The sequence below is a fragment of the Streptomyces sp. NPDC042371 genome, assembly GCF_056437465.1.
In genome coordinates this window covers 929,945-945,575 of the sequence record NZ_JBWKAP010000001.1, presented here as the reverse complement: position 1 = coordinate 945,575, position 15,631 = coordinate 929,945, and the positions used below count along the sequence as shown (strand labels likewise).

Annotated in this window: 11 protein-coding genes; 7 read left to right on the top strand and 4 right to left on the bottom strand. The window is 73.3% G+C overall.

The genetic code is table 11. From position 1 onward, the window contains the following. Position 1: 1 nt before the first annotated feature. The 6 genes from AC068B_RS04135 to AC068B_RS04110 all read left to right on the top strand — a co-directional run bounded on the left by AC068B_RS04135 (position 2) and on the right by AC068B_RS04110 (position 7,371). On the top strand, positions 2-2,068 hold the full coding sequence (locus AC068B_RS04135) for a YfjP family GTPase (protein ID WP_478668852.1): 2,067 nt from the start codon (positions 2-4) through the stop codon (positions 2,066-2,068). A 121-nt stretch (positions 2,069-2,189) separates the two neighbouring features. Further along, positions 2,190-2,633 carry a single-stranded DNA-binding protein gene (locus AC068B_RS04130; RefSeq protein ID WP_478668851.1) on the top strand — a complete coding sequence of 148 codons (444 nt, stop codon included), beginning with the start codon at positions 2,190-2,192 and terminating at the stop codon, positions 2,631-2,633. 383 nt (positions 2,634-3,016) lie between these two features. Then, positions 3,017-4,375: a Cys-Gln thioester bond-forming surface protein gene (locus AC068B_RS04125; RefSeq protein ID WP_478669243.1), complete on the top strand. Its 1,359-nt coding sequence runs from the start codon at positions 3,017-3,019 to the stop codon at positions 4,373-4,375. Between the two features lie 191 nt (positions 4,376-4,566). After that, positions 4,567-6,231: an energy-dependent translational throttle protein EttA gene (gene ettA / locus AC068B_RS04120; protein ID WP_478668849.1), complete on the top strand. Its 1,665-nt coding sequence runs from the start codon at positions 4,567-4,569 to the stop codon at positions 6,229-6,231. 7 nt (positions 6,232-6,238) lie between these two features. Continuing rightward, positions 6,239-6,688 (top strand): acyl-CoA thioesterase, encoded by a 450-nt coding sequence (locus AC068B_RS04115; protein WP_478668848.1) that lies wholly within the window; start codon positions 6,239-6,241, stop codon positions 6,686-6,688. Further along, positions 6,685-7,371: a DUF8185 domain-containing protein gene (locus tag AC068B_RS04110; protein WP_478668847.1), complete on the top strand. Its 687-nt coding sequence runs from the start codon at positions 6,685-6,687 to the stop codon at positions 7,369-7,371. Before AC068B_RS04115 ends, AC068B_RS04110 begins: the two co-directional genes overlap by 4 nt. A 15-nt stretch (positions 7,372-7,386) precedes the next feature. Here the strand turns inward: AC068B_RS04110 and AC068B_RS04105 are convergent, their stop codons facing one another. The 4 genes from AC068B_RS04105 to AC068B_RS04090 form a co-directional block, all read right to left on the bottom strand. Continuing rightward, positions 7,387-8,397: an ABC transporter ATP-binding protein gene (locus AC068B_RS04105; protein WP_478668845.1), complete on the bottom strand. Its 1,011-nt coding sequence runs from the start codon at positions 8,395-8,397 to the stop codon at positions 7,387-7,389. Continuing rightward, positions 8,394-11,201: an ABC transporter permease gene (locus AC068B_RS04100; RefSeq protein ID WP_478668844.1), complete on the bottom strand. Its 2,808-nt coding sequence runs from the start codon at positions 11,199-11,201 to the stop codon at positions 8,394-8,396. The genes AC068B_RS04105 and AC068B_RS04100 overlap by 4 nt, the downstream gene beginning before the upstream one ends. Position 11,202: 1 nt before the next feature. Continuing rightward, complete coding sequence (locus AC068B_RS04095) at positions 11,203-13,998, bottom strand: FtsX-like permease family protein (RefSeq protein ID WP_478668843.1); 2,796 nt, start codon at positions 13,996-13,998, stop codon at positions 11,203-11,205. A 112-nt stretch (positions 13,999-14,110) separates the two neighbouring features. Next, positions 14,111-14,524, bottom strand: a complete 414-nt coding sequence (locus AC068B_RS04090) for a globin (protein ID WP_306336998.1) — start codon at positions 14,522-14,524, stop codon at positions 14,111-14,113. Positions 14,525-14,650: 126 nt separating this feature from the next. Between AC068B_RS04090 and AC068B_RS04085 the strand changes: the two genes are divergently transcribed. Further along, positions 14,651-15,610, top strand: coding sequence for a methyltransferase domain-containing protein (locus tag AC068B_RS04085; protein WP_478668841.1), 960 nt, complete (start codon positions 14,651-14,653; stop codon positions 15,608-15,610). Positions 15,611-15,631: the final 21 nt, after the last annotated feature.

The window sequence follows — 15,631 nt, the reverse complement described above, 5'->3', positions numbered from 1 at the left end:
GGTGACCGCCGTCACTGATCACGCCGATCAGTCCGATCACGCCGATCGAGCTGATCAGTCCGATCGCACTGATCACGCCGATCACGCCGATCACGCCGAGAGAGCCGATCGGGTCAACCCCGGTGACCGGAGCGAGCCGGAGGGCGAACAGGCCCGCGAGGGACGCGCAGGCGGCGAAGGGCGCGACACGCCCCCCGGCAGCCGCCCCAGCAGCCGCTCCGGACCCGCCTGGGACGACGGCCTCATCGCCCGACGCGTCGCGGGCGTACAACGGCCCTCGGGCTCGGGCGCGAGTGCGGGTACGGGTGCGGGCATGGGCATGGGCGCGAGCGTGGGCTCGGACGCCGACGCCGGACTCCGCTCGTACGCCCCCTCCGTAAACCCCACCAGCAGCCTCACCAGCACTCCCACCAGCACCCCCTCCCACGCCCCCTCCACTACCCCCACCCCCAACCCTCCACAAGAAGGCCCCCTCCACGCCCGCCTCGACGCCCTGCGCGAACTCGTCGGGCTCTCCCGCGCCCGCCTCGACAGCGGCACGCTCGCCGAAGCGGGCCGTGTCCTGGACGAGGCCGCCGCCCGGCGCAGGCTCTCCGAACGGCACACCGTCGTCGCCATCGCGGGGGCCACCGGCAGCGGCAAGTCGACGCTCTTCAACTCCCTCGCCGGGGTGATGATCTCGGAGACCGGGGTGCGCAGGCCGACCACCGCCGCGCCCATCGGATGCAGCTGGACGGACGGCGCCGCGGGCCTCCTCGACCGGCTCGGGATTCCCGGGCGACTGCGCCGCCGCCCGCTCCAGGGGCCCGGTGCCGACGAGCTCCAGGGGCTCGTCCTGATCGATCTGCCCGACCACGACTCGGCGGTCGGTGAGCACCGCGAGCACGTCGACCGCATCCTGGCCCTCGTCGACGCCGTCATCTGGGTCGTCGACCCGGAGAAGTACGCCGACGCGATGCTCCACGAGCGCTATCTGAGGCCCATGGCAGGGCACGCCGAAGTCACCTTCGTAGTGCTCAACCAGATCGACCGGCTCCCCGGGGACGCCGCCGACCAGGTGCTCGACGATCTGCGCAGGCTCCTGGACGAGGACGGCGTCGCGCTCGGCGAGCACGGGGAGCCGGGCGCCACGGTGCTCTCGATCTCCGCGCTGACCGGCGAGGGCGTGGGCGAACTGCGCGAGGCACTGGGCCAGTTCACGCAGGAGAGGGGCGCCGCGGCCCGGCGCATCTCCGCGGACGTGGACGCCGCCGCGGAACATCTGCGTCCGGTGTACGTCACCGGGGCACACGCCGGACGCAACCGCGGGCGGATCGGGCTCAGCGAGGAAGCGCGTGAGGAGTTCGCCGACCGGCTCGCGGACGCCGTGGGCGCGGCAGCCGCGGGGGACGCCGCGGAGCGGGCCTGGCGCAGGCATGCCGGGAAGGCGTGCGGCGACCCTTGGTTCAGGCTGTGGCGCTGGTACGACGCCCGACGCTACTCGCAGGGCGTCCCGACACCGGTCGCCCTCACGCCCGTGGACGAGGAGGCGACGGCGCGTCAGCGGGTGGAGCACGCCGTGCGCACGGTGGCCGACGAGGCGGCGACAGGGCTGCCCACGCCCTGGGGGCAGGCCGTGCGGGAGGCCGCGGTGCGCGGCGCCGAAGGTCTTCCCGAGGCGCTCGACGAGCTCGCGGTGACGGCGGGTGTGCCGAGCGGGCGGCCGCCGCGCCCCGGCTGGTGGCCGGTCGCGGTGCTGGCCCAGGCGGCGATGACGCTGCTGCAAGTCGTGGGCGGCATCTGGCTGGTGGGGCAGATCATCGGGGTCGCCACGCCGAACCTGGGCGTGCCCGCGCTGCTGATGCTGGCGGGCATCGTGGGCGGTCCGTGCGTGGAGTGGGCGAGCCGGATGGCGGCGCGGGGGCCCGCGCGCCGGTACGGGCACGACGCGGAACGGCGGCTGCGGGAGGCGGCGGCCGGGTGCGGGCGGGCGAGAGTCCTCGACCCGGTGGCGGCGGAGCTGCTGCGGTACCGGGAGGTCAGGGAGCAGTACGTGCGGGTGTCGGGGGCCCGTTCCCCGATCGGGTGACGGAGTTTTCCACAATCGGGTGGTGGCCCACAGGGCTCAGCGGGATCGGCCGGACCGGTGCAATCTGAGATCACAGCCGCGGGGCTGCGGACAACGGATGAAGCGGGGGAGGGGTTCGGCGATGAACGAGACCTTGGTGACGGTAGTGGGCAATGTCGCGACGACGCCGGTGTATCGGGAGCTGCCGTCGGGACCGGTGGCGCGGTTCCGGCTCGCGGTGACAGCGCGGTATTACGACGCGGCGAAGAGCACATGGACCGATGGGCACACCAATTTCTTCACGGTCTGGGCCTGGCGGGGGCTGGGGACGAACGTGCAGGGGTCTGTGTCCGTCGGCGAACCGGTGATCGTGCAGGGCCGGTTGAAGGTGCGGGACGAGGAGCGGGGTGGCCAGCACTGGACATCGGCGGACATCGAGGCGGTGGCCATCGGACACGATCTGTCGCGCGGGACCGCGGCGTTCCGGAGGGTGGGAAGGGGCAATCCGGCGCTGACGGAACCGGCGGCGGGGCGGGGCGAAGATACCGCCGGGGTGCGGGAGAGGGAGCCCGAGCCGGTGGGGTGACGTGGAGTCAGACGGCCTCGTGCAGAGACCGTCGAAAGGTCCCTCATCGAGACCGCCGAAGTACGGCATATCGGCGAATGGGTGGCATTGATTTGTCGATAAGCCCAGCTCGGAGCGGTTGTTGGGGATAACGATTCCGAGTCGGATCCGCCGTCCGGCGCTATGCGTGGGGCTCGTGATGCGGCGTTTCCTTAGGATGCCGGACGTAGCTCACGGGGCAGTCGGCAGGTGATGTCACGCAGGTGGCAGGTGATCCTGCCCCATTCAGTCTGCTGGCGGGACCACCCCCCAACGTTGTGAACGGGTCCCGCCCGGAGGGGAATTCAGTGTTTTCTGCGTTGTCCATACGTAGCCGAGGCGCCGCCCGTCTCGCCGCAGTGACCATGGCGGCGGGTCTGGCCCTGGCGGGCGGGCTGACCGTCGCGGGCGCGGCCGCGGCGGAGGAGACGCCGCAGCACCGGGGCGGAGCCGTCGCGACGCTGGGCGGGCTGCAGACGTTCGACCAGGCCGTCATCCGTGACAACGGCAGCTCGCAGCGGGTGCCCGCGGGGCTCTTCGAGATGTCCGTGGAGGGCGGCGGCGCCCTGCAGACGTACTGCATCGACATCCTCAACCCCACGCAGAAGGACGCCAAGTACCAGGAGACCCCCTGGAGCGGCACCTCACTGAACGGCAACCGGGACGCGGGCAAGATCCGCTGGATCCTGCAGCACTCGTATCCGCAGGTGAACGACCTCGCGGAGCTGGCCCGCAAGGCGGGCGCGCGATCCCTCACCGCGCAGACCGCCGCGGCCGGCACCCAGGTGGCGATCTGGCGGTACTCCGACGGGGCGAAGGTCGACGCCGTCGACCCGCAGGCCGAGAAGCTCGCCGACTATCTGTACAAGAGCGCGCGCAGCAGCGCCGAGCCCAAGGCGTCGCTGACCCTGGAGCCGCCCGCCGTATCGGGCCGTGCGGGGAAGAAGATCGGCCCGGTCACCGTGCGGACCGACGCCGAATCGGTGACGGTCACGCCGCCCGCGGACTCCGTGGCGAGCGGTGTGAAGGTCGTCGGGAGGAACGGCAAGCCCGTGAAGTCCGCGGGCAATGGCAGCCGTCTCTACTTCGACGTGCCGAAGGACGCACCGGACGGCTCGGCCGCGCTGTCCGTGCAGACGTCGACCACCGTGCCGGTCGGCCGGGCCTTCGCGTCCGAGACCAGGAGCCAGACGCAGATCCTCGCGGGCTCCAGCGAGTCGTCGGTGTCGGCGACGGCGACGGCCAACTGGGCCGCCGAGGGAGCGCTGCCCGCCCTCTCGGCCGAGAAGAACTGCGCCAAGAGCGGTGTGGACATCACCGCGGCCAACAAGGGCGACAAGCCCTTCACCTTCCGCTTGATGGACTTCAAGCACACCATCAAGGCGGGCGAGTCACAGACCGTGACGATCCCGCTGCAGGAGGACCAGTCCTACGACTTCACGATCAACGGGGCGAACGGCTCGGAGAAGCGGTTCAAGGGCGTGCTCGACTGCCGCACGGCGGGCGACACGATCACCAACAAGACACAGCCCGTCTCCGAGCCGAGCCCCGCGTCGGCGGGCGGCACCACCATCGGAGGCGGCGGTGACCTGGCCGAGACCGGCAGCTCCAGCAACACCCCGTTGATCATCGGCATCGCGGTGGCGTTCGTCGTGGTCGGTGGCGCGGCGGTGTTCTTCCTGCGCAAGAAGGACGCCCCGGCGGAGACGTCCACCGAGGAGTAGGAGACCTCTACCGAGGAGTAAGGGACCGGTCACCGAGGGGTAAGGGACCGGAAGTCGCAGCGTGCGGTAGTCGTACGGCTACCGCACGCGAGGCGGGGATCCGGTGGGCGACCATCCGGTTTTCGCCGGGGGCTGGCTGTACGGCAAGATGGGGTGTATCTGCCCACTCACTGATTGCCGGACGGTTTCTCTTGGCTGAGTACATCTACACCATGCGCAAGACGCGCAAGGCGCACGGCGACAAGGTGATTCTTGATGACGTCACCCTGAGCTTCCTGCCTGGCGCCAAGATCGGTGTCGTGGGCCCCAACGGCGCCGGTAAGTCCACGGTGCTGAAGATCATGGCCGGTCTTGAGCAGCCGTCCAACGGTGACGCGTTCCTCTCGCCCGGGTTCAGCGTCGGCATCCTCATGCAGGAGCCGCAGCTCGACGAGTCGAAGACCGTCCTGGAGAACGTGCAGGACGGCGCCGCCGAGATCATGGGCAAGCTCAAGCGCTTCAACGAGGTCGCCGAGCTCATGGCGACGGACTACTCGGACGCGCTCATGGAGGAGATGGGCAAGCTCCAGGAGGACCTGGACCACGCCAACGCGTGGGACCTGGACGCCCAGCTGGAGCAGGCGATGGACGCGCTGGGCTGCCCGCCCGGCGACTGGCCCGTCACCACCCTCTCCGGTGGCGAGAAGCGCCGCGTCGCGCTCTGCAAGCTCCTCATCGAGGCGCCCGACCTGCTGCTCCTCGACGAGCCCACCAACCACCTCGACGCCGAGTCGGTGAACTGGCTGGAGCAGCACCTCTCCCAGTACTCCGGTGCCGTCGTGGCGGTCACCCACGACCGGTACTTCCTGGACAACGTCGCGCAGTGGATCCTGGAGCTCGACCGCGGCCGCGCCCACCCGTACGAGGGCAACTACTCCACGTACCTGGAGAAGAAGCAGACCCGCCTCAAGGTCGAGGGCCGCAAGGACGAGAAGCGCGCCAAGCGGCTCAAGGAAGAGCTCGAGTGGGTGCGGTCGAACGCCAAGGGGCGGCAGGCCAAGTCCAAGGCGCGTCTGGCGCGCTACGAGGAGATGGCCGCCGAGGCGGACAAGATGCGGAAGCTGGACTTCGAGGAGATCCAGATCCCGCCGGGTCCGCGCCTGGGCTCGATCGTCGTCGAGGTCGAGCACCTGTCGAAGGCCTTCGGTGACAAGGTGCTGGTCGACGACCTCAGCTTCTCGCTGCCGCGCAACGGCATCGTCGGCATCATCGGTCCGAACGGCGCGGGCAAGACCACGCTGTTCAAGATGATCCAGGGCCTGGAGCAGCCGGACTCCGGCACCATCAAGATCGGCGACACGGTCAAGGTCTCGTACGTCGACCAGGGCCGCGCCAACATCGACCCGAAGAAGACGCTGTGGGCCGTCGTCTCCGACGAGCTGGACTACATCAACGTCGGCCAGGTCGAGATGCCCTCGCGGGCGTACGTCTCCGCCTTCGGCTTCAAGGGTCCGGACCAGCAGAAGCCGGCCGGGGTGCTCTCCGGTGGTGAGCGCAACCGCCTCAACCTGGCGCTGACCCTCAAGGAGGGCGGCAACCTGCTCCTCCTCGACGAGCCGACGAACGACCTGGACGTCGAGACCCTGTCCTCCCTGGAGAACGCGCTCCTGGAGTTCCCGGGTGCCGCTGTCGTGATCTCCCACGACCGGTGGTTCCTGGACAGGGTCGCCACGCACATCCTGGCGTACGAGGGTGAATCCAAGTGGTACTGGTTCGAGGGCAACTTCGAGTCGTACGAGAAGAACAAGGTCGAGCGCCTCGGTGCGGACGCGACCCGTCCGCACCGCGCCACCTACAAGAAGCTCACTCGGGGCTGAGGCGACAGTGGCTCGACACATATACCAATGCCCGCTCCGCTGGTCGGACATGGACGCCTTCGGGCACGTCAACAACGTCGTCTTCCTGCGGTACTTGGAGGAGGCGCGGATCGACTTCATGTTCCGGCTGGCACCCGGTGACGGGTCGCCGTCGTTCTCCGGCGGATCGGTCGTGGCCCGTCACGAGATCGACTACGTACGGCCGTTGGTGCACCGGCACGAGCCGGTCACCGTCGAGTCGTGGGTGACGAAGATCGGTGCGGCGTCGCTGACCATCGCGTACGAGATCAAGGACGCGCAGCAGGTGTATGTGCGGGCCTCGACCGTGGTCGTGCCCTTCGACCTGGAGGCACAGCGGCCGCGGCGGATCTCCGCCGAGGAGCGGTCGTTCCTCCAGGAGTACGTGGACGACGGCGCCGGTGGCGTCGACGGCGGCTCGGGGGCGCTTGCCGCATGACCGCGCGGCTCCACTTCGCCGATGCCGGGGAGGCGGCGGACCTCGCCGCCTTCCTGGCCCGGCTGATCCACTACGACAAGGCGGCAGCGGTGCGGCTGCAGGCCGCCGGGGACACGCTCGCCGTGTTCGGGCGGCCGCCGTCGTTCGAGGTGCTCGTCATCCGGACGGCGCGGCTCGCCAAGCCGTACGAGCACGGGCTCGACACCACGCTCGACGTCACCGTCTCCGCGGGCGAGTTCCTGGAACGCGTCGGCGAGTCGGCGGAGTCCGTGGAGCATGCGGGGGTCGCCGACGTCCCCGCGGCCGTCACCGGGCCGCCGTGGGCGGGCGTGCTGCCGCCGCGGGGCGGCTGGCGGCAGGAACCGGGGCTGCCCGCCCCGGACGCGATGCGGTTCCTGGTCAAGCGGGCCGTGGCCGAATTCAGGTCGCGGATCGAGGAGTTGCCCGCCGAGCGGCGGGTGCGTGCCGAGCTCGACCGGGTGGGGCGGGAGATCTGGTCCCGGCCCGTCGGCGACACGGACCTGCCGGTGCGGGCGGCGCACGCGGCGCAGTCCCTCGGGTTCCTGCGGGGGGACGCGCTGACCCTGCTGTCCTCGGGGGCGTGGCTGCGGCTGCGTACGGACTACGGGTCCGTCGCGGTGCGCCGGGCCGGTGTCGGAGGGCTGACGGTCACGCCCGCGTAGGGGCGGGGGTGGGGGTCAGCCCCGCTCGTCCGGCCATACGGCGATGTGGTCCTGTTCGAGCTCCAGCGCCACCCTGTCCCGCATCCCCAGCGACGCCGTGTACTCGGCGGGGAGCTGGAGGCGGCCTGCCCGGTCCAGCATCGCGTACTCGCGCGAGATCAACGATTCCTGGCCCGTCGACGCGTCGACCTCCGTGCGGCGCAGGACCTCCGTCGAGGTGCGGCCGTCGCGGATAGCGACCGTGCGGCGGACCTCCGAGGCGACCGCCTGGTCGTGGGTGACGATGACGATCGTCGTGCCGAGCTCCTCGTTCGCGGTGCGGAACGCCTCGAAGATCTGCCCCGCCGTGTGCGAGTCCAGTTCGCCGGTCGGCTCGTCGGCGAGGAGCACCGCGGGGTCGTTGGCCAGGGCCACCGCGATGGCGACGCGCTGCTGCTGGCCTCCCGACATCTGATGCGGGCGGCGGTCCCGGCAGTCCGAGACCTCCAGCAAGTCGAGGAGTTCCAGGGTGCGTTCCGCCTTCTGGGCGCGCTTGGTCCCGCGCGCCCCCTTCAACTGCATCGGCAGTGCCACGTTCTGGGCTGCCGTCAGGTACGGGAGCAGATTGCGTGCCGTCTGCTGCCATACGAAACCGACCACGTCACGGCGGTAGCGCAGGCGTTCCTTCGCGCTCATGGCGAGGAGGCCGTGGCCTGCGACGCGTGCGGCGCCCGCGGTGGGCTCGTCGAGGCCCGCGAGGATGTTCATCAACGTCGACTTGCCGCTGCCCGACGCGCCGACCAGAGCCATCAACTCGCCCTCACGGACCAGGAGATCGAGGCCCTGGAGCGCCTGCACCTCGACGCCGTCCGTCGCGAAGACGCGGACCAGACGGTCGCAGGTGATCAGCGCGTCGTGGCCGTAGGAGGGCCCATCGCGCCGCGCGGCCGCCCGCGCCTCCAGCTCGGCGAGGGAAGGGGAAGGGGAAGGGGACGGGGACGGGGACGGACCGGTACCGGTATCCGTACTCGCACTCGCACTCGTCATCGGGTGTCTCCCGTTCTCAGATCGGCGGCAGGGGTACGTCTGGTCGTCCACCAGGCCTGGGCGAACGCCACCGCGGCGGTGAGCGCGACGACGCCCGCGGCGGGCAGCAGCAGCGACCACGGGTCGGCCCGCAGCGTGACGTCCCCCAGCCCGGTGAGGCCGCCGTGCGCGTTCAGGGCGATGCGGCGCAGGTCGAGGCCGTCCGCGAGCAGCTCGACCGCCGCCCACCCCACGAGGGCCCCGCCGCCCGCCGCGAGCAGCGCCTGGGGCAGGGCCTCAAGGGCGAGCAGTAGCCGTCCCTGGCGTGCGCCGAGCCCCATGGTGCGCAGCCGCGCGAGGAGCGCGGCGCGCCGGGTGCCGGACTGCAGGAGGGAGAGCAGCACGGCGAGCGCGGCGTATCCGGCACCGGCGGCTACGGCGGCCACGTAGACGCGCTCGGCGCCGGACTGGAGAGGCGAGTCGGAGAGCGCGGCGCGTTCCGCGGACCGGACGTTGATCGCAAGCCCGCCCCGGGCGCCGCCTCCGGCACCCGCCTCCACGATTGCCTGCCGCGTGACGCCGCCCCCCGTCACCAGCAGCGCGGTGTCCCGCGCCGTCGGCAGGGCCCGGCGGTCCACCAGGAGGAAGGCCCCCTGGGTGGGGAGGGCGGGGGTCGTCGTGCGGGTCCCGGTGACCTTGGCGGTGAAGGTGCCCGAGGGGGTGCGGAAGGTGTGGGGCGTCCTGCCGAGCTTGCGGGCGAGGTCGGGTGAGGCGATGGCGGGCACCGGAGCCGAGGCGGCCGTACGCGCCTTGGCAGAGGCCCGCGGGGCCGTCAGGTCCGGTGCGTTGAGGGGGCCGAGGCCCGTCGCGGCGGTCAGTCGCGCGTACGTCGCCGGATCCGCGGCGATCAGCGGGGCTGTCGTGCCGTCGGGCAGCGAGAGGTTCCAGTCGATGTGGACGGCCGTCACCTCGCGCACCCCGGAGGCCCGGCCCACCGCGTCGGCCAGGGACGCGGGCAGCGGCGCGCCGTCCCGCGTCACGCGGGCGTCCGCGCCCACCGCGAGCAGCGCCGTGCGGTCGCGGGCGTCCTGCACCCCGGCCAGCACCGAGCCGCCGAATGCCGCCGTCGTCAGGGCGAGCAACAGCGCCAGCAGCGGGAAGACCTGGGCGCCCGAAGCGCGGCCCGCGCTCGCCGTCGCGAGGAAGCCGAGCACGCCGCGGCGCCGCGCGAAGGGGCGGGCGCACAGGCGCAGCGGCAGGGGATAGAGACGTACGAGAAGGAGCGCAGCGATACCGCCGACGAGCACCGGCGCCGCGCTGACCAGCCAGTCCACCGAGCCCCCTGACCCGCCACCGGACGAGCTCCCATCGGCGCCCGCGGAGCCCGACGCGTCCGTCCCCCGCCTGCGCAGCGTCGCCACCGCGCCCACCGCGAGGACGAGCAGCACCAGTTCGGCGACGGTCCGCCGCCGGGACGGGCGCGCCGTGACGAGGTCGCCGCGGCCCTCGTGCGCGCGGGGCCTGCGGTGCGTGAACGCGGCCCGCACCGGCAGCGCCCCGCACGCGAGCACGCACACCGCGGCCGCCGCCACCGCCGAGGGCCCCACGCGCGCGTGGGGCACGACGAGGACCGCCGACAGCAGCCCGAGAGCCGCCGCGGGCACCGCCACCACCGACGTCTCGGCGAACAGCCGCCGGGCGATGCCGCCCACGGAGCCGCCGCGCGAGCGCAGCAGCGCCAGCTCGCCGTGGCGTCGCACCGCGCTCAGCGCGCAGGTCATCAGGAGGACGACGGCCGCGACCCCGCCCACCCCGTACGCGGCGACGGCGACGATCGGCGCGACGGCGTCCCGCAGCCCGGCGTGCTCGGTGAGGATTTTGTCCAGGTCGGTGGAGACCCGTGCGTCCCGGTCCGTGAAGGAGCGCAACTCGCTGAGCAGCGGGCCCTTTTCGAGCGAGGCGATCCGGCTCTTGAGCGCGGGCAGGTCGCGGGCGGTGAGGTCGCCGGGGTCGGCGGCGACGCGCCAGTAGCGCTGCGGGTTCTGGTCGAGGGCGGGGAGGACCGGGCCCGCGTCGGGTGCGAGGAGCAGCCCGGCGTGCCAGAGCTCGGGCTGCGGGGTCGGGCCCGGTGCCACGGCCTTGGCGGGGGTGCGGAGCACCGGGTCGTACGACCAGTAGGCGCTCTTCGGGCGCAGCGGTTCGAGGACGCCGGTGATCCGGACGGTGACGGTGTCGCCGAGCTCCGAGCTCAGGTGGACGACCTTGCCGACCTTGAGCCGCATGACGCGCGCGGTGTCCGCGGTGACGGCCGCCTCGACGCGGCGGCTGTCCGACGTGATGCCCTTGCCGCCGGGCAGGCGGCCTTCCCGGAGGCGTGCGTGGGCGTTCAGGCCGGACTGGGCGGCGAGGGTGAACTGCGGGTGGACCGGGCTGAGGTGCGGCAGCCAACGGTCGGTGCCCTGCGGTGACTTGACGGTCTGGACGCCGTACGCCGATTGGCGCTCGTCGGCGCGGACCGGCTCGGGCAGGGCGCGGAGGGTCTTCTCGTACTGCTCCCGCAGCGGGGCGGGGCGCAGCGCGTCCTCGCGTTCGCGCTGTGTCTTGTCCAACCCCGGTGCGGAGGAGCCGAGTTCGATGACGCTGCGGGCCGGACCCGCGTCGGTGATCGCGGCGCGCACGCCGTCGCTCTCGTACGCCTCGACCGCGCGGGGGAAGAGCGCGGCGAGGAAGGCGGTCACGGCGACCAGCAGCGCGAAGGCCGTCGCGGCCGTCGGAGCGGCGCGCAGCCGGGTGCGGACCCAGGGGGCGACGGTGCGTATCGGCATGTCAGTTGCCCCCTTCGTGGCGGAGCGAGACCGTCGGGTCGCCGCGGCGCAGGGAGAGGGCCGCGATGATCAGGAGGGGGACGGCGGCCACGGCGGCGAGCAGGGCCGCCACGTGGGTGACGGGCAGCTGGACCAGGACCGGCGGCACCGGCTGTGCGGCCTCGCCGGTGAGGACGATCAGCGGGACCACCGCCCGGGTCAGGATCGCGCCGAGTCCGAGGCCGACGAGCAGGGCTAGGGCGAGCAGGAAGCCCTGCTCCGCCGCGATGAGCCGGGCCAGTTGGCGGCGCGGGACGCCGAGCGCGCGCAGCACCGCGAACTCCGCGGACCGTTCGCGCAGCGAGGCCGCCGCGCTCACCGCGAAGCCGACCGCGGCCAGCGCGGCGGCGGCCGCGGCGACCGCGAGCAGCGCGGACTGCGGGCCCGCGCCGAGCGGGTCGCCGCGGAGCTCCTCGGCGATCTCGTCGCGCACGAGGATCTGTTCGGGGTCGATGTCGGGGCGGGCGCGCAGCGCGGTGGCCGCCTCCGCGGCGGCTCCTGGAGGCGTGGTGAGCCACCACTCCGACGGGGCCAGTGGCGTCTTCTCAGCGGCGGCGAGACGGGCGTTCACGCTCGGCAGGTCGAGCAGGACGGCACCGCCCTCCTCGGACGCGCCGCCCGCGTCCGGCCCGCCCGCGCCCGTCCCGGCCGCCCCGTCCCCGGCCGCCGTCGTCGGCAGCTCCCGCACCGCCTTCACGATCCGCACCTGCAAGGTCCCGCCCCCGGCCGGTACGTCCATGACCGCACCGACCTTCGCGCCGCCCGCCCGCAGGAACGCGTCCGTGACCACGGCAGGCAGCGGCGACGAACCACCGCCTCCCCGCACCGGCCGCCCCTGCCGCTCCGGCGCGAGGGCCGCCGCCAGCGCCTCCCCGTCCGCGGTGTCCGCACGGGTCAGCATCCCGGCCGCCGCATGCGCCGAGTCCAGGGCGAGCACCGTCGCCTGCCGGTTGTCGGAGAGGTCCAGCGGGAAGCGGGTGGCGGGCGCGACCGAGCGCACCCCTGGCAGTGCCGCGAACACCCGGCCCTGTTCCCCGTCCGGCACGCGGCTGCCGAGCACCCGGATCCCGGCGCCCGCCCCGAAGTCCGCCTGGTCCTCCTGCGACCGGTCCCAGGACGCGCCCTGTCCGATGGCCAGCATGCCCATCGCCACGGCGAGTACGAGCAGCAGCACAGGACCCGCGCCCCGCAGCGGGCGCCTGCTGAGCTGCCAGCCCGCGAGCGCGCCGGGCAGCCCGCGCCCCTTCTCCGCCTGCCGTTCGGCGAGCCGGGCGGCAGGCGGCAGGAGCCGCAGCGTCACCACGGTCCCCGCGAGGAGCGCGAGGGCGGGCGCGGCCACCAGGAGCGGATCGATGCCGAGCTGCCCCGACCGGTCGTCGCTGAGCGCGCCCGACCCCGAAGTGCGGCTGTCCAGCTGCCAGTACGCGACCGCGGCGATCACCAGCAGGCCCACGTCCGCGCCCGCCCGCAGCGGCGCGGGCAGCGCGGCGGCCCGTACGGAGCGACGTACGCCCGCGGTGGCCGAGAGCGCGGGCGCGACCACCGCGAGCGCGCAGCCCAGAGCGGTGGCCGCGGCGGCCGACCACACGGCGGCGCCCGCCGACACGTGCAGGTCGAGGCCGGTCCGCGCGAGGGCGCCCTGCCCGGCGAGCAGCCCGGTCAACGGGCCCGCGAGGAGCGGCGCGAGGACGGCGGCGGGCAGCGCGAGCAGCAGCGCCTCCACCGCCGAGAGCCATGCGATCCGGCCCCGCGCGCCACCGCGCGCCAGCAGCAGTTCGGTCTCGCCGCCGCGTTCGGCGGCGAGCAGCCGGGCGACCAGGAGCAGCGCGTAACCGGCGAGCATGATCAGTTGCAGGGCGACGATGAGCAGCGTGGAACGGGACACGAGCAGGGCGCGCTCGGCCCGGTCCAGGACGTCGGGCAGCGCGGTCGTCGCGCTCGGGCTGCCGCTCAGGGCATCGTTCTCGACGAGGGCGGCCGGGCCCTTGGCGGCCGCGTCCCGCAGCGCGTCGACGCGGTCCGTGGTGACGGCGGCGAAGTCGGCGGTGGCCAGCCACTGCGTGCCGTCCGCGGAGACGTGCGACCCGGCGAGCACCGCGGGGTCGACGAGCAGCGGGCCGTAGACCATGAACACGCCCTGGCGCATGCCCCGCCCGCCCAGCTCGTCGAGGTGCCAGTACGGATCGGCGGCGTCGGCGGGGCGGTAGACACCGGTCACGCGGACGGTGACCTTCGGGCCCGAGAGGCGGTCGGTGAGGGTGACGGGGGCGGAGCCGGGGCGGAGGCGGAGCTTGGCGGCGGCGGCCTCGGGGAGGGCGACCTCGACGGGCCGCTTGTCCGAGCGGCTCTCCGGCGCCTGCGGCCAACTGCCTTTGGTGAGGCGGATCCTGGACCGGTCGAGGGTCGCGAAACGGGTGAGGTCGGGCTGGTCGGCGCTGCGGGGTCCTGGCAGCGCGTACGTGCCCGAGCGGGTCAGGGAGCGCAGCCGCACCGGAAGGCCGTCGAAGGTGCGCCGCGCCCCGTCCCGCACCGCACGCTCCGCCGCGTCGCCCTCACCCGGCGGGACCTGGCTGCGCACCACGAGTGCCGCAGGGGCGGCCGACCGGGTGCGCAGGGTGTGCCGCAGCGCGGCGTCGCCGATCGCGCCGGAGAACGCGGTGAGGGTGGCGAGGACCGCCGTGGTCAGCAGGACGGCGAGGAGCGCGGCGGCGAGCAGCAGCCGGTGGGCGCGCACGCGCAGAAGAACGAACCCCGTCACCCCGTGAACCCCCGTACCTACCCCTGCCCCGGTGCCGCCCCCCGGCAGTCACTCGGGATGCTTTCAGAGGGCAGGCACTCAACGGAAGGTACGAAAGGGCAGAAAGCTGATGTCAGCCTTCGGAGTTGACCATGGAAGCCGCCGCGTACGTGAGGTAGTTCCACAGCGTCCGCTCGTGCTCCTCGGAGAGGCCGAGCTGGTCGACCGCCGCGCGCATGTGCTTCAGCCAGGCGTCGTGCGCGGCCCGGTCCACCGTGAACGGCGCGTGCCGCATGCGCAGCCGGGGGTGGCCGCGGTTGTCGCTGTAGGTGCGGGGGCCGCCCCAGTACTGCATGAGGAAGAGCGCGAGGCGCTCCTCGGCGGGGCCCAGGTCCTCCTCCGGATACATCGGGCGCAGCAGCGGGTCCTCCGCGACCCCCTGGTAGAAGAGGTGCACCAGGCGTCGGAAGGTCTCCTCGCCGCCGACCTGCTCGTAGTAGGTCTGCTCCTGAAGCGTGCCGTGCGGGATCTCTTTCACACGTTCCATGGTCTCAGACGGGGCGGCCGAGTACGGAAGGCTTAGGACCATCCACGATCAACAGGGGTCGGGGCCGGGCGTCCGGCGCCGGTTCCGCCACTCGCATCGGAGGCCGCGGCGCAGCACAGTGGACTCATGGAACCCGATCCTGTGCTGCTCGCCGAGGCCCGGACCGCCCTCGTGCGGGAGATCGAGGCGAGCGGGGCCTGGCGGGACGACCCCGCCTGGCGGGCGGCGTTCACGGCGGTGCCGCGGCACCTGTTCGTGCCGTACTACTACGTGGGCGCGGGCGGCGGGTACGAGCGGCTGTGGGGCGAGGACCCCGACGACCGGCGCCGCACCCGCTGGCTGCGCGGCGCCTACACGGACGCGCCCCTCGCGACCCGGGTGCGCGACGGTGACCTGGTCTCCTCCAGCAGCCAGCCGTCCCTGATGGCGAAGATGCTCGTGGAGCTGGACGTACGCGCGGGGGACCACGTGCTTGAGGTCGGCGCGGGCACCGGCTACAACGCGGCGCTGCTCGCCCACCGGCTCGGCGACGACCACGTCACGACGGTCGACCTCGACCCGGAGATCACGGAGTCCGCGCGGCAGCACCTGGCGGCCGCCGGACACCGCCCCGCCGTGGTGACCGGCGACGGCGCGGCAGGCTGCCCCGAGCGCGCGCCCTACGACCGGATCATCGCCACCTGCACCCTGAACTCGGTGCCCCGGGCCTGGCTCGCCCAGTGCAGGCCAGGCGCCCGCATCCTGGCGCCACTGGCCACCGGCCTGATCGCGCTGACCGTGCGGGACGCGGAGCACGCCGAGGGGCGCTTCCTGCACACGCCCGCCTACTTCGTGCCGCTGCGCGGGGGCGGCGCGAGGACCCCGTACGAGCAGCACGTCGGGGGACTGCCGCGCAGGGCCCTGCAGAGCGAGCTCTTCCGCTTCCTCCTGGAGCTGACCGCGGGCAGCCTCGATCCGCACGAAGCGCTCGCGCTGTGGCAGCGCGAGGGGCGGCCGGTGCGCGAGCGCTTCGGGATCACCACGAGCGGACCGTACGAGTGGGCCTGGCTGGACGACCCCGAAGGGCCGTACGTCTGGCCTCTGTGACCGGCCCGCCCGTGGGCGGAG

What these genes read in the sequence shown, in the direction of transcription:
- AC068B_RS04130 (WP_478668851.1), top strand. Translation starts at nt 2,190, where the DNA reads ATGAACGAGACCTTGGTGACGGTAGTGGGCAATGTCGCGACGACGCCG.
- AC068B_RS04125 (WP_478669243.1), top strand. Translation starts at nt 3,017, where the DNA reads ATGGCGGCGGGTCTGGCCCTGGCGGGCGGGCTGACCGTCGCGGGCGCG.
- AC068B_RS04110 (WP_478668847.1), top strand. Translation starts at nt 6,685, where the DNA reads ATGACCGCGCGGCTCCACTTCGCCGATGCCGGGGAGGCGGCGGACCTC.
- AC068B_RS04105 (WP_478668845.1), bottom strand. Translation starts at nt 8,397, where the DNA reads ATGACGAGTGCGAGTGCGAGTACGGATACCGGTACCGGTCCGTCCCCG.
- AC068B_RS04100 (WP_478668844.1), bottom strand. Translation starts at nt 11,201, where the DNA reads ATGCCGATACGCACCGTCGCCCCCTGGGTCCGCACCCGGCTGCGCGCC.
- AC068B_RS04090 (WP_306336998.1), bottom strand. Translation starts at nt 14,524, where the DNA reads ATGGAACGTGTGAAAGAGATCCCGCACGGCACGCTTCAGGAGCAGACC.
- AC068B_RS04085 (WP_478668841.1), top strand. Translation starts at nt 14,651, where the DNA reads ATGGAACCCGATCCTGTGCTGCTCGCCGAGGCCCGGACCGCCCTCGTG.